The organism is Leclercia sp. LTM14 (assembly GCF_023736175.1).
In the GTDB taxonomy this organism is placed as follows: domain Bacteria; phylum Pseudomonadota; class Gammaproteobacteria; order Enterobacterales; family Enterobacteriaceae; genus Enterobacter; species Enterobacter barmai.
Genome location: NZ_JAIKTT010000009.1, coordinates 115,963 through 130,479, shown reverse-complemented (window position 1 = coordinate 130,479; position 14,517 = coordinate 115,963). Strand labels below are relative to the sequence as shown.

Here is a 14,517-nt window from a genome sequence, read left to right as displayed (position 1 = left end):
GGTAAGGCGAAGCCGCCACCCGGCACCACAACGCGCAATATTAATCGCGTTTTTCCAGCAGGGTACGGTACAGCACGCCGCCGAGGATACCGCCAACAATCGGCATCACCCAGAACAGCCACAGCTGCTGCAGCGCCCAGCCACCCTGGAAGATAGCTACCGCGGTGCTGCGCGCCGGGTTAACGGAGGTATTGGTCACCGGAATGCTGATCAGGTGGATCAGGGTCAGCGCCAGGCCAATTGTAATCGGCGCGAAACCTGCCGGGGCATGTTTGTCGGTTGCACCGTGGATCACCAGCAGGAAGCCCGCCGTCAGCACGATTTCAATCACGATGGCAGACAGCATGGAGAAGCCGCCAGGGGAGTGCTCGCCAAAGCCGTTGGAGGCAAAGCCGCTGGCCGCCGCGTCAAAGCCTGCTTTACCGCTAGCAACCACATACAGAATAGCGGCAGCGATAATCCCGCCAATTACCTGGGCAATAATATAGCCAAGAACCTCTTTCGCCGGAAAACGACCGCCCGCCCACAGACCTAATGTTACCGCCGGGTTAAAGTGACCGCCGGAAATATGCCCTACGGCATAGGCCATGGTTAAAACCGTTAATCCGAAGGCCAGTGAAACCCCGACAAAACCAATTCCCAGTTCCGGGAACCCTGCTGCCAGCACGGCGCTGCCGCAGCCACCAAATACCAACCAGAATGTACCAAAGCATTCAGCTGCTAATTTTCTGAACATAACCACCTCAATAATATTAATATTTTACGCTTGATCCCGCGCGCAATGTTTTCTTGTCCCAAAGGAAGAGATCAAAAGGGAAAACGGCCCTATTTTATATAGGGCGTAATGCGTTCACCAGAAGAATAAGTCCCGTAAAATTGATTTAGAACAATGATAAAGGATTGCGCGTTGCTACGCGTCGCAATATAGCCTGGTCTGTTTGCGACAGAAAGTTAATTTGAGATCGGAACGATTATAAATATTTTTAATTGGATAGAAGAACGACTTCGGGTCAAATTCCGAATAACTGGCGCAGCATTGACATATGTAAAATCAAAGAAATAGAATTTGGCGTGAAAAATATAATGAACATATTTTTCATTTTTTAATGATGGCGAATAACGTATTCGTCTATTAACTATCAGGATAAGGATTATCATCATGCGTGAATTAAACAACCAAGAAATGGACGCAGTCTCTGGCGCAGGTTTATTTGCCGACGCGGCAGCGCTGCTGGGCAAAGGAATTGGCGGTATTGTCGATGCAGCCTGTAAGACCGGTACTGAAGCCTCCACCGCAGGTGAAGCAATGGGCCGTGGTATCGGACTGATTGTTGAAAACTCCGTAACGATTTTACAGAGCTTATTCAGCGGACTCTCTGGTCTGTTCTCTAAAAATTAATGAATTGCCTTTCTGACAAGGAGAGTTCGCTCTCCTTTTTTATCCTGCTACCTGCCAAATCGTTAACACGACGTACATCCCGGTACTCTCTCTTCTCCGCCAGCGTTATACTCCTGATAACTTAAAGGAAAAAGTTTATCTCTCCCGGAGGGTACATGTTACTTGAACGTGTGGAAATCGTGGGGTTTCGCGGCATTAACCGCCTGTCGCTGATACTTGAGCACAATAACGTGCTGATTGGGGAAAACGCCTGGGGTAAATCCAGCCTGCTGGATGCCCTGACGCTGCTGTTGTCGCCGGAAACGGACCTGTACCACTTTGTCCGGGAAGATTTCTGGTTCCCGCCCGGAGATGTGCTGGGACGCGAACATCATCTGCATATCATCCTCACCTTTCGTGAAGCCGAGCCGGGCCGCCATCGCGTCCGCCGCTATCGCCCCTTAGCCGACTGCTGGGTGCCTTGTGATGACGGCTACCAGCGCATTTTTTACCGTCTGGAGGGCGAACTGGCCGACGATGACAGCGTTCTGACCCTGCGCGGTTTTCTCGGTACCGACGGCCATGTCCTGCCGCTTGATGACATCGACGAGCGGGCGCGCCATCTGGTTCGCCTGATGCCGGTGCTGCGCCTGCGCGACGCCCGCTTTATGCGCCGTATCCGCAACGGTACTGTGCCGAATATGCCCGATGTGGAGGTCACCGCCCGGGAGCTGGACTATCTGGCCCGGGAACTGGTGGCTCGTCCGCAGAACCTGACCGACGGCCAGATCCGCCAGGGGCTGTCGGCGATGGTGCAGCTGCTGGAACACTACTTCTCCGAACAAGGTACTTCGCCGGTGCGCAACCGGCTGATGCGGCGGCGCTCCCATGACGAGCAGCGCAGCTGGCGTTATCTCGACATCATCAACCGGATGATTGACCGGCCCGGCGGCCGCTCGCACCGGGTGATCCTGCTGGGGCTCTTCTCGACGCTGCTGCAGGCGAAAGGCACCGTCCGGCTGGACCGGGATGCCCGCCCGCTGCTGCTGGTGGAAGATCCCGAGACGCGCCTGCACCCCATCATGCTCTCGGTGGCGTGGCACCTGCTGAACCTGCTGCCGCTCCAGCGCATTGCCACCACTAACTCCGGAGAGCTGCTGTCGCTAACCCCGGTGGAACATGTCTGCCGGCTGGTGCGTGAGTCGTCGCGGGTCACGGCTTACCGCCTCGGACCGGGGGGGATGAACGCCGAAGACAGCCGTCGCATCGCCTTCCACATTCGCTTCAACCGCGCCTCCTCGCTGTTTGCCCGCTGCTGGCTGCTGGTAGAAGGGGAGACCGAAACCTGGGTTATTAACGAGCTGGCCCGTCAGTGCGGCCACCACTTCGATGCCGAGGGCATCAAGGTTATTGAATTTGCCCAGTCGGGCTTGAAACCGCTGATTAAATTTGCCCGACGGATGGGCATCGAATGGCACGTGCTGGTGGATGGCGACGAGGCGGGCAAGAAATATGCCGCTACCGTGCGCGGGCTTATCAATAACGACAGGGAAGAGGAGCGCGAGCACCTGACGGCGCTGCCCGCCATGGACATGGAGCATTTCATGTACCGGCAGGGCTTTTCCGACGTCTTTCACCGGGTGGCGATGATCCCCGATGATATCCCGATGAACATGCGGCGGGTGATCATGAAGGCCATTCACCGTTCGTCGAAGCCCGATCTGGCGATTGAAGTGGCGATGGAGGCGGGACGGCGGGGCGTCGAGGCGGTGCCCACGCTGCTGCGGAAAATGTTCTCCCGCGTGCTGTGGCTGGCACGCGGGAGAGCGGATTAACGGCGGGTCGCCTCGTTTACCTGGTCAACCAGGCTGTCCAGCAGGGCAAAGCGGCGGCGGTATTCGGCGCGTTTTTTGCTGGCGATCTCCTCCATCGGCTTGCGCGGCATGGCGAGTGGCAGCCTGAAGTTGCCCTCGCTGTCGCGCTCCCCGCCAAGGGAGAGCCAGAAGCTGTCGTAGTCGGCCAGCAGTTTCCCCTCTTTTTTCTTGCGATAGCGCCAGCTGCGATAAATATGGGTGCTGTTGCTGACGGCAATAATCTGATCCACGGCCAGGGCGCTGCCCAGCGTCATGGCGGCCTCCACCAGCAGGCGTTTCGGGAACAGGCCGTGGCAGGCTTTGGTGGCGCTCTGGATCGCCTCGTGCGGCACAAAGGCTTTTGCCCCCTGCATCCCGCCGATAAACAGCGTGGAAGTGCCATTAATCTGACACAGCGTAAAGGTCATCTCTGCCAGCACCGTCTGCTGCGCGTCGCAAAACGCCAGCGTCGCCTCTCCCTCTTTATCGAGAAACGCATCGGCGCACAGGCGCACGGTAAAGGGCTGGTCGTCTTTTCCGGTGAGGGTCAGCAAGGTGATCCCCTCCCGGGAGAGATAGCCATTCATCAGCGCGGCCGGGAGCCGCTTCTGCATGGTCTGATAGTGCCAGTTCAGCGCCTGCAGCGTTTTCTGGCGGTTCATCGCCACCGAGAGCCATGGGCGGTGCAGGCGGCAGGGCAGCCCCGGCTGAACCTGCAACATTTGCAGTAATTGCGGCTGTTTTGAAAGGTGCGACAGTAGACGCGCGGTGCTGAACGGCGTCATCAGCGAGCGCAGCATGAACTTGCGGCGATAGGCCGGGTTGCGCCAGGCGAGGCCGGGGGTTAATGTCCCGGATGCCAGATGTTGAAACAGCTGCCAGGCTGATTTAGGTTGCGGCTGATGTGTATAAGATGACTCTGCGATGGACGACATGATAGATACCGGTCTTGTTGCCAGGTCTTTATTTCAGCAGGGACTTTATCAACCTCTCCTCAACGATTTTTATCCATCCGGAAAAGCAGGGGTTTCGTTGAGGAATGGTTTAGTTAGAATCAACAGTTATGTAAGCCGGAATAGCTATTTGGAATATTTATGAAATTAAAGGGAAAGCGCAGGAAGCTGTTTCTGCTGCTGGTGCTGGTTGTACTGGTGGGTGGATTCTGGCTGTGGCGGGTGCTTAACGCACCGGTGCCGCAATATCAGACACTGATTGTCCGTCCGGGCGAGTTGCAGCAGAGCGTGCTGGCTACCGGCAAGCTGGATGCGCTGCGTAAGGTTGACGTGGGTGCCCAGGTCAGCGGCCAGTTGAAGACGCTGTCGGTGGAGATTGGCGACAAGGTGAAAAAAGGGCAACTGCTGGGGGTTATCGATCCGGAGCAGGCTGAAAACCAGATCAAAGAGGTGGAAGCGACCCTGATGGAGCTGCGTGCCCAGCGTAGCCAGGCAGAGGCGGAGCGGAAGCTGGCCCAGGTAACCCTGAACCGCCAGCGGCAGCTGGCCACCACTCAGGCCATCTCGCAGCAGGATCTGGATACCTCGACGACCGAACTGGCGGTGAAGCAGGCGCAGATTGGCACCATCGACGCGCAGATCAAACGCAACCAGGCCTCGCTGGACAGCGCGAAAACTAACCTCGATTACACCCGCATCGTTGCGCCGATGGCCGGGGAAGTGACGCAAATCACCACCCTGCAGGGGCAGACGGTGATTGCCGCCCAGCAGGCGCCGAACATCCTGACCCTCGCGGATATGGGCACCATGCTGGTGAAGGCTCAGGTTTCTGAGGCGGATGTGATCCACCTTAAGCCGGGGCAAAAGGCCTGGTTTACCGTGCTCGGCGATCCGCAAACCCGCTACGAAGGGGTGCTGAAAGATATTCTTCCGACCCCGGAGAAGGTCAATGACGCCATCTTCTATCACGCCCGTTTTGAAGTGCCTAACCCGCAGGGGGTGCTGCGCCTGGACATGACCGCTCAGGTGCATATCCAGCTCTCCGGGGTGAAAAACGTGCTGACCATTCCGCTGGCGGCGCTGGGCGCCCCGGTGGGCGACAATCGCTATAACGTGAAGGTGCTGCGTAACGGCGAAACGCGCGAGCGTGAGGTGAGCCTCGGCTCGCGTAACGACACCGATGTGGTGGTGGTTAAAGGGCTGGAAGAGGGTGAAGAGGTGGTCATCAGCGAGAGCCAGCCGGGGGCGGCTAAATGACGGCCCTGCTGGAACTGAATGATATCCGCCGCAGCTACCCGTCCGGCGACGGGCCGGTGGAGGTGCTGAAGGGCATCACTATGCGGGTAGAGGCTGGGGAAATGGTGGCGATTGTCGGGGCCTCGGGTTCCGGTAAATCGACGCTGATGAACATCCTCGGCTGCCTGGATAAGCCCACCAGCGGCATCTACCGCGTGGCGGGGACCGACGTCGCCACGCTGGACAGCGACGCGCTGGCCAAACTCCGCCGGGAACATTTCGGCTTTATCTTCCAGCGTTACCATCTGCTCTCGCACCTGAGCGCGGCGCAAAACGTTGAAGTCCCGGCGGTCTATGCGGGCGTGGAGCGTAAAAAACGCCTTGAGCGAGCCCAGGCGCTGCTCACCCGGCTCGGGCTGGGGGAGCGGGTGGATTATCAGCCCTCGCAGCTCTCTGGCGGCCAGCAGCAGCGGGTCAGTATCGCCCGGGCGCTGATGAACGGCGGGCAGGTGATCCTGGCCGATGAACCGACCGGGGCGCTGGACAGCCACTCCGGGGAAGAGGTGATGGCGATCCTGCACCAGCTGCGGGATCAGGGGCATACGGTGATTATTGTCACCCACGATCCGCAGGTGGCCTCCCAGGCCGGGCGGATCGTCGAGATCCACGACGGCGAGCTGGTCAGCAATCCACCCCCCGGGCTCAACGCCACCCGGCGTCAGGAGGTGGCGCTCCCGCCCCCGTCCGGCTGGCGGCAGTTTGCCAGCAGTTTCCGCGAAGCGCTGACCATGGCCTGGCTGGCGATGGCCGCCAACAAGATGCGTACCCTGCTGACCATGCTCGGGATCATCATCGGTATCGCCTCGGTGGTGTCGATTGTGGTGGTCGGCGACGCCGCCAAACAGCTGGTGCTGTCGGATATCCGCTCCATCGGCACCAACACCATCGACGTCTATCCCGGTAAAGACTTTGGCGATGACGAGCCGCAGTACCAGCAGGCACTGAAATATGACGATCTGGCGGCGATCCAGAAGCAGCCGTGGGTCAACTCCGCCACCCCGGCAGTGTCGCAGAACCTGCGTCTGCGCTACGGCAATATCGACGTGGCGGCCAGCGCCAACGGCGTCAGCGGGGACTACTTTAACGTCTACGGCATGACCTTCAGCGAAGGGGGCACCTTCAATGCGGAGCAGCTCGCAGGGCGGGCTCAGGTGGTGGTGCTGGATGCCAACTCCCGGCGGCAGCTGTTCCCCAATAAAGCAAAAGTGGTGGGCGAGATCGTGCTGGTGGGCAACATGCCTGCGACGGTGATCGGCGTGGCGGAGGAGAAACAGTCGATGTTTGGCAGCAGCAAGATTTTGCGTGTCTGGCTGCCTTACACCACCATCTCCGGGCGCATTATGGGGCAGTCGTGGCTCAACTCGATCACCGTGCGGGTGAAAGACGGCTACGACAGCGCCCAGGCGGAGCAGCAGCTTGAGCGCCTGCTCTCCCTGCGCCACGGGAAGAAAGATTTCTTCACCTGGAACATGGACGGGCTCTTGAAAACGGCTGAAAAGACCACACGTACTTTACAGCTCTTTCTCACCCTGGTGGCGATCATCTCCCTGCTGGTGGGGGGAATAGGGGTGATGAATATTATGCTGGTTTCGGTGACGGAGCGGACGCGCGAAATCGGCATTCGCATGGCGGTGGGGGCCCGGGCCAGCGACGTGCTGCAACAGTTTTTAATTGAGGCGGTGCTGGTCTGTCTGGTGGGCGGGGCGCTGGGGATCACGCTCTCGTTGTTAATCGCCTTCACGCTGCAGCTGTTTTTACCCGGCTGGGAGATCGGTTTTTCACCAATGGCGCTGCTAACCGCCTTCCTTTGTTCTACCTTTACCGGGGTGCTGTTTGGCTGGTTGCCGGCAAGAAACGCCGCGCGGCTGGATCCGGTGGATGCGTTAGCCCGGGAGTAAGTGCGTTGGCCCACAATAATTTGTAGGCCCGTGCAAGCGCAGCGCCGCCGGGCGTCGGGCCGCACAACCGCACACAAATAAAAATGCCAGCGCATCGGGCTGGCATTTTGAGTGCGGGGTGTACACAATGAAACAGAGGGCTATGCCACCACTTCTGCTTCGATGGGCACAATAACGCTGGCATGATTGCCTTTTGGCCCGAGGTGTACATCGAACCGGACGGCCTGCCCGGCTTTCAGCGTTCTGTAACCATCCATCTGAATGGTGGAGTAATGCGCGAAGATGTCTTCGCCGCCGCCTTCAGGGCAGATAAAACCAAACCCTTTGGCGTTGTTAAACCACTTAACTGTACCCGTTTCCATGCTTCGACATCCTTCGTAAATCTTATTGAGTTAGATGTAATGAACCGGTGGTGAAGTGGGGGCTGTTCAAAACCTCGCCAACTCACGCTTGTACAATTTAGATAAACCAAAGGCAGCGTCAAGCATTTGGCGGGGAAGGGAGGGGAAAAATGCGTCAAAATTTGAACCAGTTAACGCTATTGCCAGGTATTGTGACAGACATCGCGGATGGCAATAATAGATGTGAGTTATCTGACATCTGAGGTAGATTCAGGTTATGTATAGCCTCCTGTCAGCTTCAGAAAGACGCGACCGGAGACCGTAAACGAAGATGACGACTGACAATGGGTAAGACGAACGACTGGCTCGATTTCGACAAGCTGGCGGAAGATAAAGTGCGCGACGCGCTAAAACCGCCATCTATGTATAAAGTTATGTTAATGAACGATGATTACACGCCGATGGAATTTGTTATTGACGTGCTACAAAAGTTCTTTTCTTATGATGTTGAACGTGCAACGCAACTGATGCTTACGGTTCACTATCATGGCAAAGCCATCTGCGGTGTTTTTACTGCAGAAGTCGCCGAAACCAAGGTGGCAATGGTGAACCAGTATGCAAGGGAGAACGAGCATCCGTTGCTGTGTACGCTGGAAAAAGCCTGAATAAGGCAATGAAAATTGGGGGAGGTGCCTATGCTCAATCAAGAACTGGAACTCAGTTTAAACATGGCTTTCGCCAGAGCGCGTGAGCACCGACATGAGTTTATGACGGTCGAGCACCTGCTGCTTGCACTGCTCAGTAACCCATCCGCCCGCGAAGCGCTTGAAGCCTGCTCCGTGGACCTGGTGGCGCTGCGTCAGGAACTTGAAGCCTTCATCGAACAGACCACACCTGTACTGCCCGTCAGTGAAGAGGAGCGCGATACACAGCCCACGCTCAGCTTCCAGCGTGTACTCCAGCGTGCGGTATTCCACGTCCAGTCCTCCGGACGTAGCGAAGTCACCGGTGCAAACGTGCTGGTTGCCATCTTCAGCGAGCAGGAGTCGCAAGCCGCGTACCTGCTGCGCAAACACGAAGTCAGCCGCCTTGATGTGGTGAACTTCATCTCTCACGGAACGCGAAAAGACGAGCCGAATCAGGCATCGGATTCCGGCCATCAGGCCAACAGCGAAGAGCAGGCAGGCGGGGAGGAACGTATGGAAAACTTCACCACCAATCTTAACCAGCTTGCCCGCGTCGGCGGTATCGACCCGCTGATTGGCCGCGACAAAGAGCTGGAACGAGCGATTCAGGTACTGTGCCGCCGCCGTAAGAACAACCCGCTGCTGGTGGGTGAATCTGGCGTGGGTAAAACCGCTATCGCCGAAGGGCTGGCCTGGCGCATTGTGCAGGGCGACGTCCCGGAAGTGATTGCCGACTGCACCATCTATTCGCTGGATATCGGTTCCCTGCTGGCCGGCACCAAATACCGCGGTGATTTTGAGAAACGTTTTAAAGCGCTGCTGAAACAGCTGGAGCAGGATACCAACAGCATCCTGTTTATCGACGAGATCCATACCATCATTGGCGCCGGTGCGGCATCGGGTGGCCAGGTGGATGCCGCCAACCTGATCAAACCGCTGCTCTCCAGCGGCAAAATCCGGGTGATTGGCTCAACCACCTACCAGGAGTTCAGCAATATTTTCGAAAAAGACCGCGCCCTGGCGCGTCGCTTCCAGAAAATCGACATTACTGAACCGTCGGTTGAAGAAACGGTGCAGATCATCAACGGTCTGAAGCCGAAGTACGAAGCGCACCACGACGTGCGTTATACCGCGAAAGCGGTGCGTGCGGCGGTGGAGCTGGCGGTGAAATACATCAACGACCGTCATCTGCCGGATAAAGCGATTGACGTGATTGACGAAGCGGGCGCGCGTGCGCGTCTGATGCCGGTCAGCAAGCGTAAGAAAACGGTCAACGTGGCGGATATTGAATCCGTGGTGGCCCGCATCGCGCGTATCCCTGAGAAGAGCGTTTCTCAGAGCGACCGCGATACGCTGAAAAACCTCGGCGATCGCCTGAAAATGCTGGTCTTTGGGCAGGACAAAGCCATTGAGGCCTTAACCGAAGCCATCAAGATGGCCCGCGCCGGGCTGGGGCACGATCATAAGCCTGTCGGTTCCTTCCTGTTCGCCGGTCCGACCGGGGTGGGGAAAACCGAGGTGACGGTTCAGCTCTCCAAAGCGCTGGGCATTGAGCTGCTGCGTTTTGATATGTCCGAGTATATGGAGCGTCACACCGTCAGCCGTCTGATCGGTGCGCCTCCGGGATACGTGGGCTTTGACCAGGGCGGCCTGCTCACCGACGCGGTGATCAAGCATCCGCACGCGGTTCTGCTCCTCGATGAGATTGAGAAAGCGCACCCGGACGTCTTTAACCTGCTGCTGCAGGTGATGGACAACGGGACGCTGACCGACAACAACGGTCGCAAGGCGGACTTCCGCAACGTGGTGATGGTGATGACCACCAACGCCGGGGTGCGCGAGACCGAGCGTAAGTCCATCGGCCTGATCCACCAGGATAACAGCACCGATGCGATGGAAGAGATCAAAAAGGTCTTTACGCCGGAGTTCCGTAACCGTCTGGACAACATTATCTGGTTCGATCATCTGTCTACTGAGGTGATCCATCAGGTGGTGGATAAGTTCATCGTCGAGCTGCAGGTTCAGCTGGATCAGAAAGGGGTCTCCCTGGAAGTGAGTCAGGAAGCCCGCAACTGGCTGGCAGAGAAAGGCTACGATCGTGCGATGGGTGCACGTCCGATGGCGCGTGTGATTCAGGACAACCTGAAAAAACCGTTGGCTAACGAGCTGCTGTTTGGTTCGCTTGTGGATGGTGGGCAGGTGACGGTGGCCCTGGATCAGGCGAAGAATGAGCTGACGTATGATTTCCAGAGTGCGGCGAAGCATAAGCCGGAAGCGGCTCACTAACGCTGTTATGTGATGATAAAAACCGGGTGAAAGCCCGGTTTTTTTATGGCCTTTTTACGGATGTGGCCGGGTTGGTAATTTTGTTTATCTGAAGCGATAAAGGAATCAAAGGTGAATTGATACTTACAGCGATGACCAGGTCCGGCTGAAAATCGCCGAAGCGTTTCCGGAAGGCCGGGGCGAGGCGCATGGACGCGCCGAGAGGGCATAGCCTGCATGGATGCAGGCTGGTGCCCGACCCGAAAGCCTGTAGGAACAAGCTGAGGGGACCGCGCAGCGGCGATTTTCTTTGCCGGGAGCCGGGGTAGCCAGGGGGGAGGCGGCGAGCCCCCCTGGCACGTTCACCGGTTCCGGCGTATCAGAGAAGCAAGGAACGTAAAGTGAACGGAACGACTACTTAAGCCGCATATTCCTCTCAACCCGTGCTCGGCCCACATCAAAATTTTGCGAGGCGTTATCCAGAATTTAAACAGCTGTATTGCTGGATAAAACCACAGTAATAGAATGGCGATGCACCTGCAAAATCAGGTGCCAGGATTGGCGTCCTGATTAATAAATATGGAAATGATGTTGCTAAGGCAGCACCACAGGTTTCGTTCACACTTTTGTAAGTAGCGAATATAATGGGCTTCTTCAATTATGGTGGGCTGAACCGGGGCTTCTTTTGAAGCGCCGATTTTCCATATTGTCGGTACGCCAATCCGGTTCAGTCTGCCACCCGAAGTTGGCGTTTCAGGTGGTAGTTTTTCAGCTTTAATATGGAATTGTGAATATGGAAAATCAAACTATTGCTCACCTTTACAGCGAACTCGAACACAGCTCCCCCGATCTCTCCACCCTGGCCGCGCGTTGCAACCTGCTCACCGAAATCCTCGTCGATTGCGACTCACTACCGCAAACGCAGCCTGTCTGCCGCTGTCTTGCGGCATACCTGGACGCATTCAAAAATGAGCTGGAAAATTCGATGACAGATTTTCGCGTGCTGGATGAGACGGAGATCCCGCCCACGCACAGGCAAGAGTGGCTACTGGACAGCACCGAAGCCCAGTGCGATTACTGCCGAGCCTTAAACCATGTACTGCTGGTGTCGCACTTCGATCGCGAAATGCTCCCGCATCTCACCGGGTTACTGCACGAGATTTCCCATGCGATGCTGGCCGATCTGACCGTGGTGCATATCCACTGAGTCAATATATGCGCCTGGCGAATTCGGGCGCATTAACTGGCCATTTCAGCCCGTTTACGCTCTTCGCTCGGGGTAATGGCAAAGACCTTTTTATACAGGGTGCTGAAATGGCTACTGTTAGCGAAACCGCACAGGAAAGCAATCTCGGTAATGGTCATGTCGGTTTCACGGACTTTTACCCGAGCAGAGACCAGTCGCAGGTGTTTAATATAATTTTCCGGTGTCATGCCTGTCGCGGCTTTAATATGACGGAATGCTGTGCGCGGGGTTAAATGAAACTGCTTAGCCAGATCGTTCCAGTCATACTCTTCAAAACAATTTTCCTGCAGATGATTAAGCAGTTTATGCAGCTTATAGCGGGTGTTGTTGTGATTAACGTCCGACTGCGCCTGGAGCAGCGTATTCACCAGCTGGAAAAAGAGCGATTCCCGCTGTTCAACCTGCAGCGGCTGGGCACTGAATATTTTATCGATCAGGGAATTGCACTGCATGCGGATCTCCGGCGCCAGCCAGGTGTAGCAGCTGGCATCGCGTACCGAGAAACGTTCTAACAGGGATCCGGTGTGCTGTAAAAATACAAATTCAGCCACAGGGTTTATCAGGATATTAATCAGTTTGAGTGTACCCAGCTCATCATAAAAATGGTGGTCGCCACGCTGGACGTAAAAAATATCCCCTTGCTGAATATAGAGAGGGCGTCCATTAATAATGTGCAGGCCATGTCCTTGCTCAACAATAACCAGTTCATCAAATTCATGACAATGTTCGCAGCTGTTATCTTCCGGGTCGCTTTTATAAAGGGCGAGTTTGTCGTCTGTGGATTTGAAATAATGCGCAACGGTTAAAGTGTTCATAAATTATCCTGCCACATGAAAAGCTGCGAGCACGATAATTGATTTCTCACCGCTTAAGAAGTCCTGTTTTTCAAAATGTGAACATACTCGGGCTGACCTCACTGACACTGCCAAACTGCGTTTGGAGTTGGCAATCTGAGAGTGGCTCTCAACTCCCCATCGCCTCTATTCTGCCTGAAATCTTACAGAGGGCGCAGTATGTCTCAGGCACTTCAGCAACACCATAATCTCACCATGTATCGCGACGAACAGCTCCTGGCCACCGCCAGTGCATTGATGCCAACGCTCCATTCGCAGGCGATTTCTCCCGTCAGCGTGATCAACACCGTTCCCGACAGTCATGCCCTCCACGGCTGGCGTGCGGAAAAGGTGGCCGATGCCTGCACCTGGCTGAAGCAACCCTTTTCCCCGGGAGATTCCTTTATTCTGGATTTTGGCACCCACGGTGTCGGCTGGTTAAATTTCATCTGCGAAGCCGCGGGCAGCCCACCGGATGCCCCCGCCCATCTGGAGTTTATTTTTGGCGAAACGTTGTGCGAAATGGCAGAGCCTTTCAGCGACTATCAGGGATGGTTAAGCAGCAGCTGGTTGCAACAACACCATGAATATATTGACGTCCTGCCAGCGGATATTACCCTCGCACGTCGCTACTGTTTTCGTTATCTGAAGGTGCGGGTTGTAGCGCTTTCGCCCAAATATCAGCTGCGCTTTAAGCAAATCACGTTAAATAGCGTCAGCTCGGCGCCAGATGAATATCCACCCTGCAACGCCACCGATCCACAGCTGCTGAAAATTGATGAAGTGGCTGTCAGAACCCTGCGTAACTGCATGCAGGAGGTGTTTGAGGACGGGCCGAAGCGGGATCGGCGTTTATGGCTGGGTGACCTCCGGTTACAGGCCCTGGTGAATGACGTCACTTTTGCCAATCACGATCTGGTGCGCCGCTGCCTGTACCTGTTTGCCGGTCATCGCCGGGAGGACGGGATGGTCTCGGCCAATATTTTTGTCCGTCCCGAGGTGAGGGCGGATGATACCTTCCTGTTTGATTATTCTCTCTTTTTTGTCGATACGCTCTACAACTACCTGCAGGTGACCGGGGATATCTCCACCGCCCGTGAGCTGTGGCCGATTGCCTTCCGTCAGGTCGAGCTGGCGTTGGCGCGTTGCGAAGCAGGCCTGGTAACAGACAGCGATGAATGGTGGTCGTTTATCGACTGGCACGATCGGCTCAATAAGCAGGCGGCCTCCCAGGGAGTGCTGATCTACTGCATCGATAAAGCTGTGCGGCTGGCGGAAGTCTGCGCTCCTGAACAGGTTGCTTTCCTGCACGATCAACTGACGTGGGTGAAACGTGCTGCGCATCAACTCTGGGATGAAGCAAGCGGCTTCTATATCAGCGGTTCCGCGCGCCAGATCAGCGCCGCCTCGCAAATCTGGCTGGTGCTGGCCGATGTGGGCAATGCTGCACACCAGCTAAATGTTATGACGAATTTACTACAGTCGCCGCCGTCCATCGGCATGAACACCCCCTATCTACGCCACCACTTTATCGCCGCGCTGTTGAAATGCGGCTTGCGTGAGCGTGCCGTGGCCGAGATAAAAGCTTACTGGGGGGCGATGGTAGATGACGGGGCGGACACCTTTTGGGAATTATTTGATCCGCAAAGACCTGACTTCTCCCCGTATGGCAGTAAGCTCATCAACAGTTACTGCCATGCATGGAGCTGTACCCCGGCCTGGTTTATTCGCCAGTTCGGCCTCTGATAACACAACAATAAAGTGAACA

At 56.2% G+C, this 14,517-nt stretch carries 12 protein-coding genes; 8 read left to right on the top strand and 4 right to left on the bottom strand.

Annotation, left to right across the window (positions count from 1 at the left end; translation table 11 throughout):
• Positions 1 to 40 precede the first annotated feature (40 nt).
• Positions 41 to 736 carry an aquaporin Z gene (aqpZ, locus tag K5I40_RS17535; RefSeq protein ID WP_223075066.1) on the bottom strand — a complete coding sequence of 232 codons (696 nt, stop codon included), beginning with the start codon at positions 734 to 736 and terminating at the stop codon, positions 41 to 43.
• 423 nt (positions 737 to 1,159) lie between these two features.
• On the opposite strand from aqpZ, the gene K5I40_RS17530 reads away from it, so the two are divergent.
• Together K5I40_RS17530 and K5I40_RS17525 are read left to right on the top strand one after the other, a co-directional pair.
• Positions 1,160 to 1,399 (top strand): hypothetical protein, encoded by a 240-nt coding sequence (locus tag K5I40_RS17530; RefSeq protein WP_223075067.1) that lies wholly within the window; start codon positions 1,160 to 1,162, stop codon positions 1,397 to 1,399.
• A 155-nt stretch (positions 1,400 to 1,554) separates the two neighbouring features.
• Positions 1,555 to 3,213 (top strand): ATP-dependent endonuclease, encoded by a 1,659-nt coding sequence (locus K5I40_RS17525; protein WP_223075068.1) that lies wholly within the window; start codon positions 1,555 to 1,557, stop codon positions 3,211 to 3,213.
• Here the strand turns inward: K5I40_RS17525 and K5I40_RS17520 are convergent.
• Positions 3,210 to 4,166, bottom strand: coding sequence for a VirK/YbjX family protein (locus K5I40_RS17520; RefSeq protein WP_039029510.1), 957 nt, complete (start codon positions 4,164 to 4,166; stop codon positions 3,210 to 3,212). The two genes, K5I40_RS17525 and K5I40_RS17520, sit on opposite strands and share 4 nt — an antisense overlap.
• Before the next feature lie 159 nt (positions 4,167 to 4,325).
• Here K5I40_RS17520 and macA point away from each other — a divergent pair, with 159 nt between their 5' ends.
• Together macA and macB are read left to right on the top strand one after the other, a co-directional pair.
• Positions 4,326 to 5,441: a macrolide transporter subunit MacA gene (gene macA / locus K5I40_RS17515; RefSeq protein WP_039029509.1), complete on the top strand. Its 1,116-nt coding sequence runs from the start codon at positions 4,326 to 4,328 to the stop codon at positions 5,439 to 5,441.
• Entirely contained in the window at positions 5,438 to 7,378 is a 1,941-nt protein-coding gene (gene macB, locus K5I40_RS17510) for a macrolide ABC transporter ATP-binding protein/permease MacB (protein WP_223075069.1), read from the top strand. The genes macA and macB overlap by 4 nt, the downstream gene beginning before the upstream one ends.
• 140 nt (positions 7,379 to 7,518) lie before the next feature.
• Here macB and cspD read toward each other — a convergent pair whose 3' ends face one another.
• The gene (cspD, locus tag K5I40_RS17505) at positions 7,519 to 7,740 is read right to left on the bottom strand and encodes a cold shock-like protein CspD (RefSeq protein WP_032617324.1); all 222 of its coding nucleotides are present in this window, start codon (positions 7,738 to 7,740) and stop codon (positions 7,519 to 7,521) included.
• 323 nt (positions 7,741 to 8,063) lie between these two features.
• Between cspD and clpS the strand changes: the two genes are divergently transcribed.
• From clpS to K5I40_RS17490, 3 genes are all read left to right on the top strand, one after another.
• Positions 8,064 to 8,384, top strand: coding sequence for an ATP-dependent Clp protease adapter ClpS (clpS, locus tag K5I40_RS17500; RefSeq protein ID WP_032617325.1), 321 nt, complete (start codon positions 8,064 to 8,066; stop codon positions 8,382 to 8,384).
• 30 nt (positions 8,385 to 8,414) lie between these two features.
• A complete protein-coding gene (gene clpA / locus K5I40_RS17495; protein WP_039029507.1) occupies positions 8,415 to 10,691 on the top strand; it encodes an ATP-dependent Clp protease ATP-binding subunit ClpA in 2,277 nt (758 codons plus the stop codon).
• Positions 10,692 to 11,463: 772 nt separating this feature from the next.
• The gene (locus tag K5I40_RS17490) at positions 11,464 to 11,877 is read left to right on the top strand and encodes a hypothetical protein (protein ID WP_223075070.1); all 414 of its coding nucleotides are present in this window, start codon (positions 11,464 to 11,466) and stop codon (positions 11,875 to 11,877) included.
• A gap of 32 nt (positions 11,878 to 11,909) precedes the next feature.
• On the opposite strand, the gene K5I40_RS17485 is transcribed toward K5I40_RS17490, so the two are convergent.
• Positions 11,910 to 12,731, bottom strand: coding sequence for a helix-turn-helix domain-containing protein (locus K5I40_RS17485; protein WP_223075071.1), 822 nt, complete (start codon positions 12,729 to 12,731; stop codon positions 11,910 to 11,912).
• Between the two features lie 198 nt (positions 12,732 to 12,929).
• On the opposite strand from K5I40_RS17485, the gene K5I40_RS17480 reads away from it, so the two are divergent.
• Positions 12,930 to 14,495 carry a family 78 glycoside hydrolase catalytic domain gene (locus K5I40_RS17480; RefSeq protein WP_139564673.1) on the top strand — a complete coding sequence of 522 codons (1,566 nt, stop codon included), beginning with the start codon at positions 12,930 to 12,932 and terminating at the stop codon, positions 14,493 to 14,495.
• Positions 14,496 to 14,517: the final 22 nt, after the last annotated feature.

Coding starts and splice junctions, on each gene's coding strand:
- aqpZ (WP_223075066.1), bottom strand. CDS start 736: ATGTTCAGAAAATTAGCAGCTGAATGCTTTGGTACATTCTGGTTGGTA.
- K5I40_RS17530 (WP_223075067.1), top strand. CDS start 1,160: ATGCGTGAATTAAACAACCAAGAAATGGACGCAGTCTCTGGCGCAGGT.
- K5I40_RS17525 (WP_223075068.1), top strand. CDS start 1,555: ATGTTACTTGAACGTGTGGAAATCGTGGGGTTTCGCGGCATTAACCGC.
- K5I40_RS17520 (WP_039029510.1), bottom strand. CDS start 4,166: ATGTCGTCCATCGCAGAGTCATCTTATACACATCAGCCGCAACCTAAA.
- macA (WP_039029509.1), top strand. CDS start 4,326: ATGAAATTAAAGGGAAAGCGCAGGAAGCTGTTTCTGCTGCTGGTGCTG.
- macB (WP_223075069.1), top strand. CDS start 5,438: ATGACGGCCCTGCTGGAACTGAATGATATCCGCCGCAGCTACCCGTCC.
- cspD (WP_032617324.1), bottom strand. CDS start 7,740: ATGGAAACGGGTACAGTTAAGTGGTTTAACAACGCCAAAGGGTTTGGT.
- clpS (WP_032617325.1), top strand. CDS start 8,064: ATGGGTAAGACGAACGACTGGCTCGATTTCGACAAGCTGGCGGAAGAT.
- clpA (WP_039029507.1), top strand. CDS start 8,415: ATGCTCAATCAAGAACTGGAACTCAGTTTAAACATGGCTTTCGCCAGA.
- K5I40_RS17490 (WP_223075070.1), top strand. CDS start 11,464: ATGGAAAATCAAACTATTGCTCACCTTTACAGCGAACTCGAACACAGC.
- K5I40_RS17485 (WP_223075071.1), bottom strand. CDS start 12,731: ATGAACACTTTAACCGTTGCGCATTATTTCAAATCCACAGACGACAAA.
- K5I40_RS17480 (WP_139564673.1), top strand. CDS start 12,930: ATGTCTCAGGCACTTCAGCAACACCATAATCTCACCATGTATCGCGAC.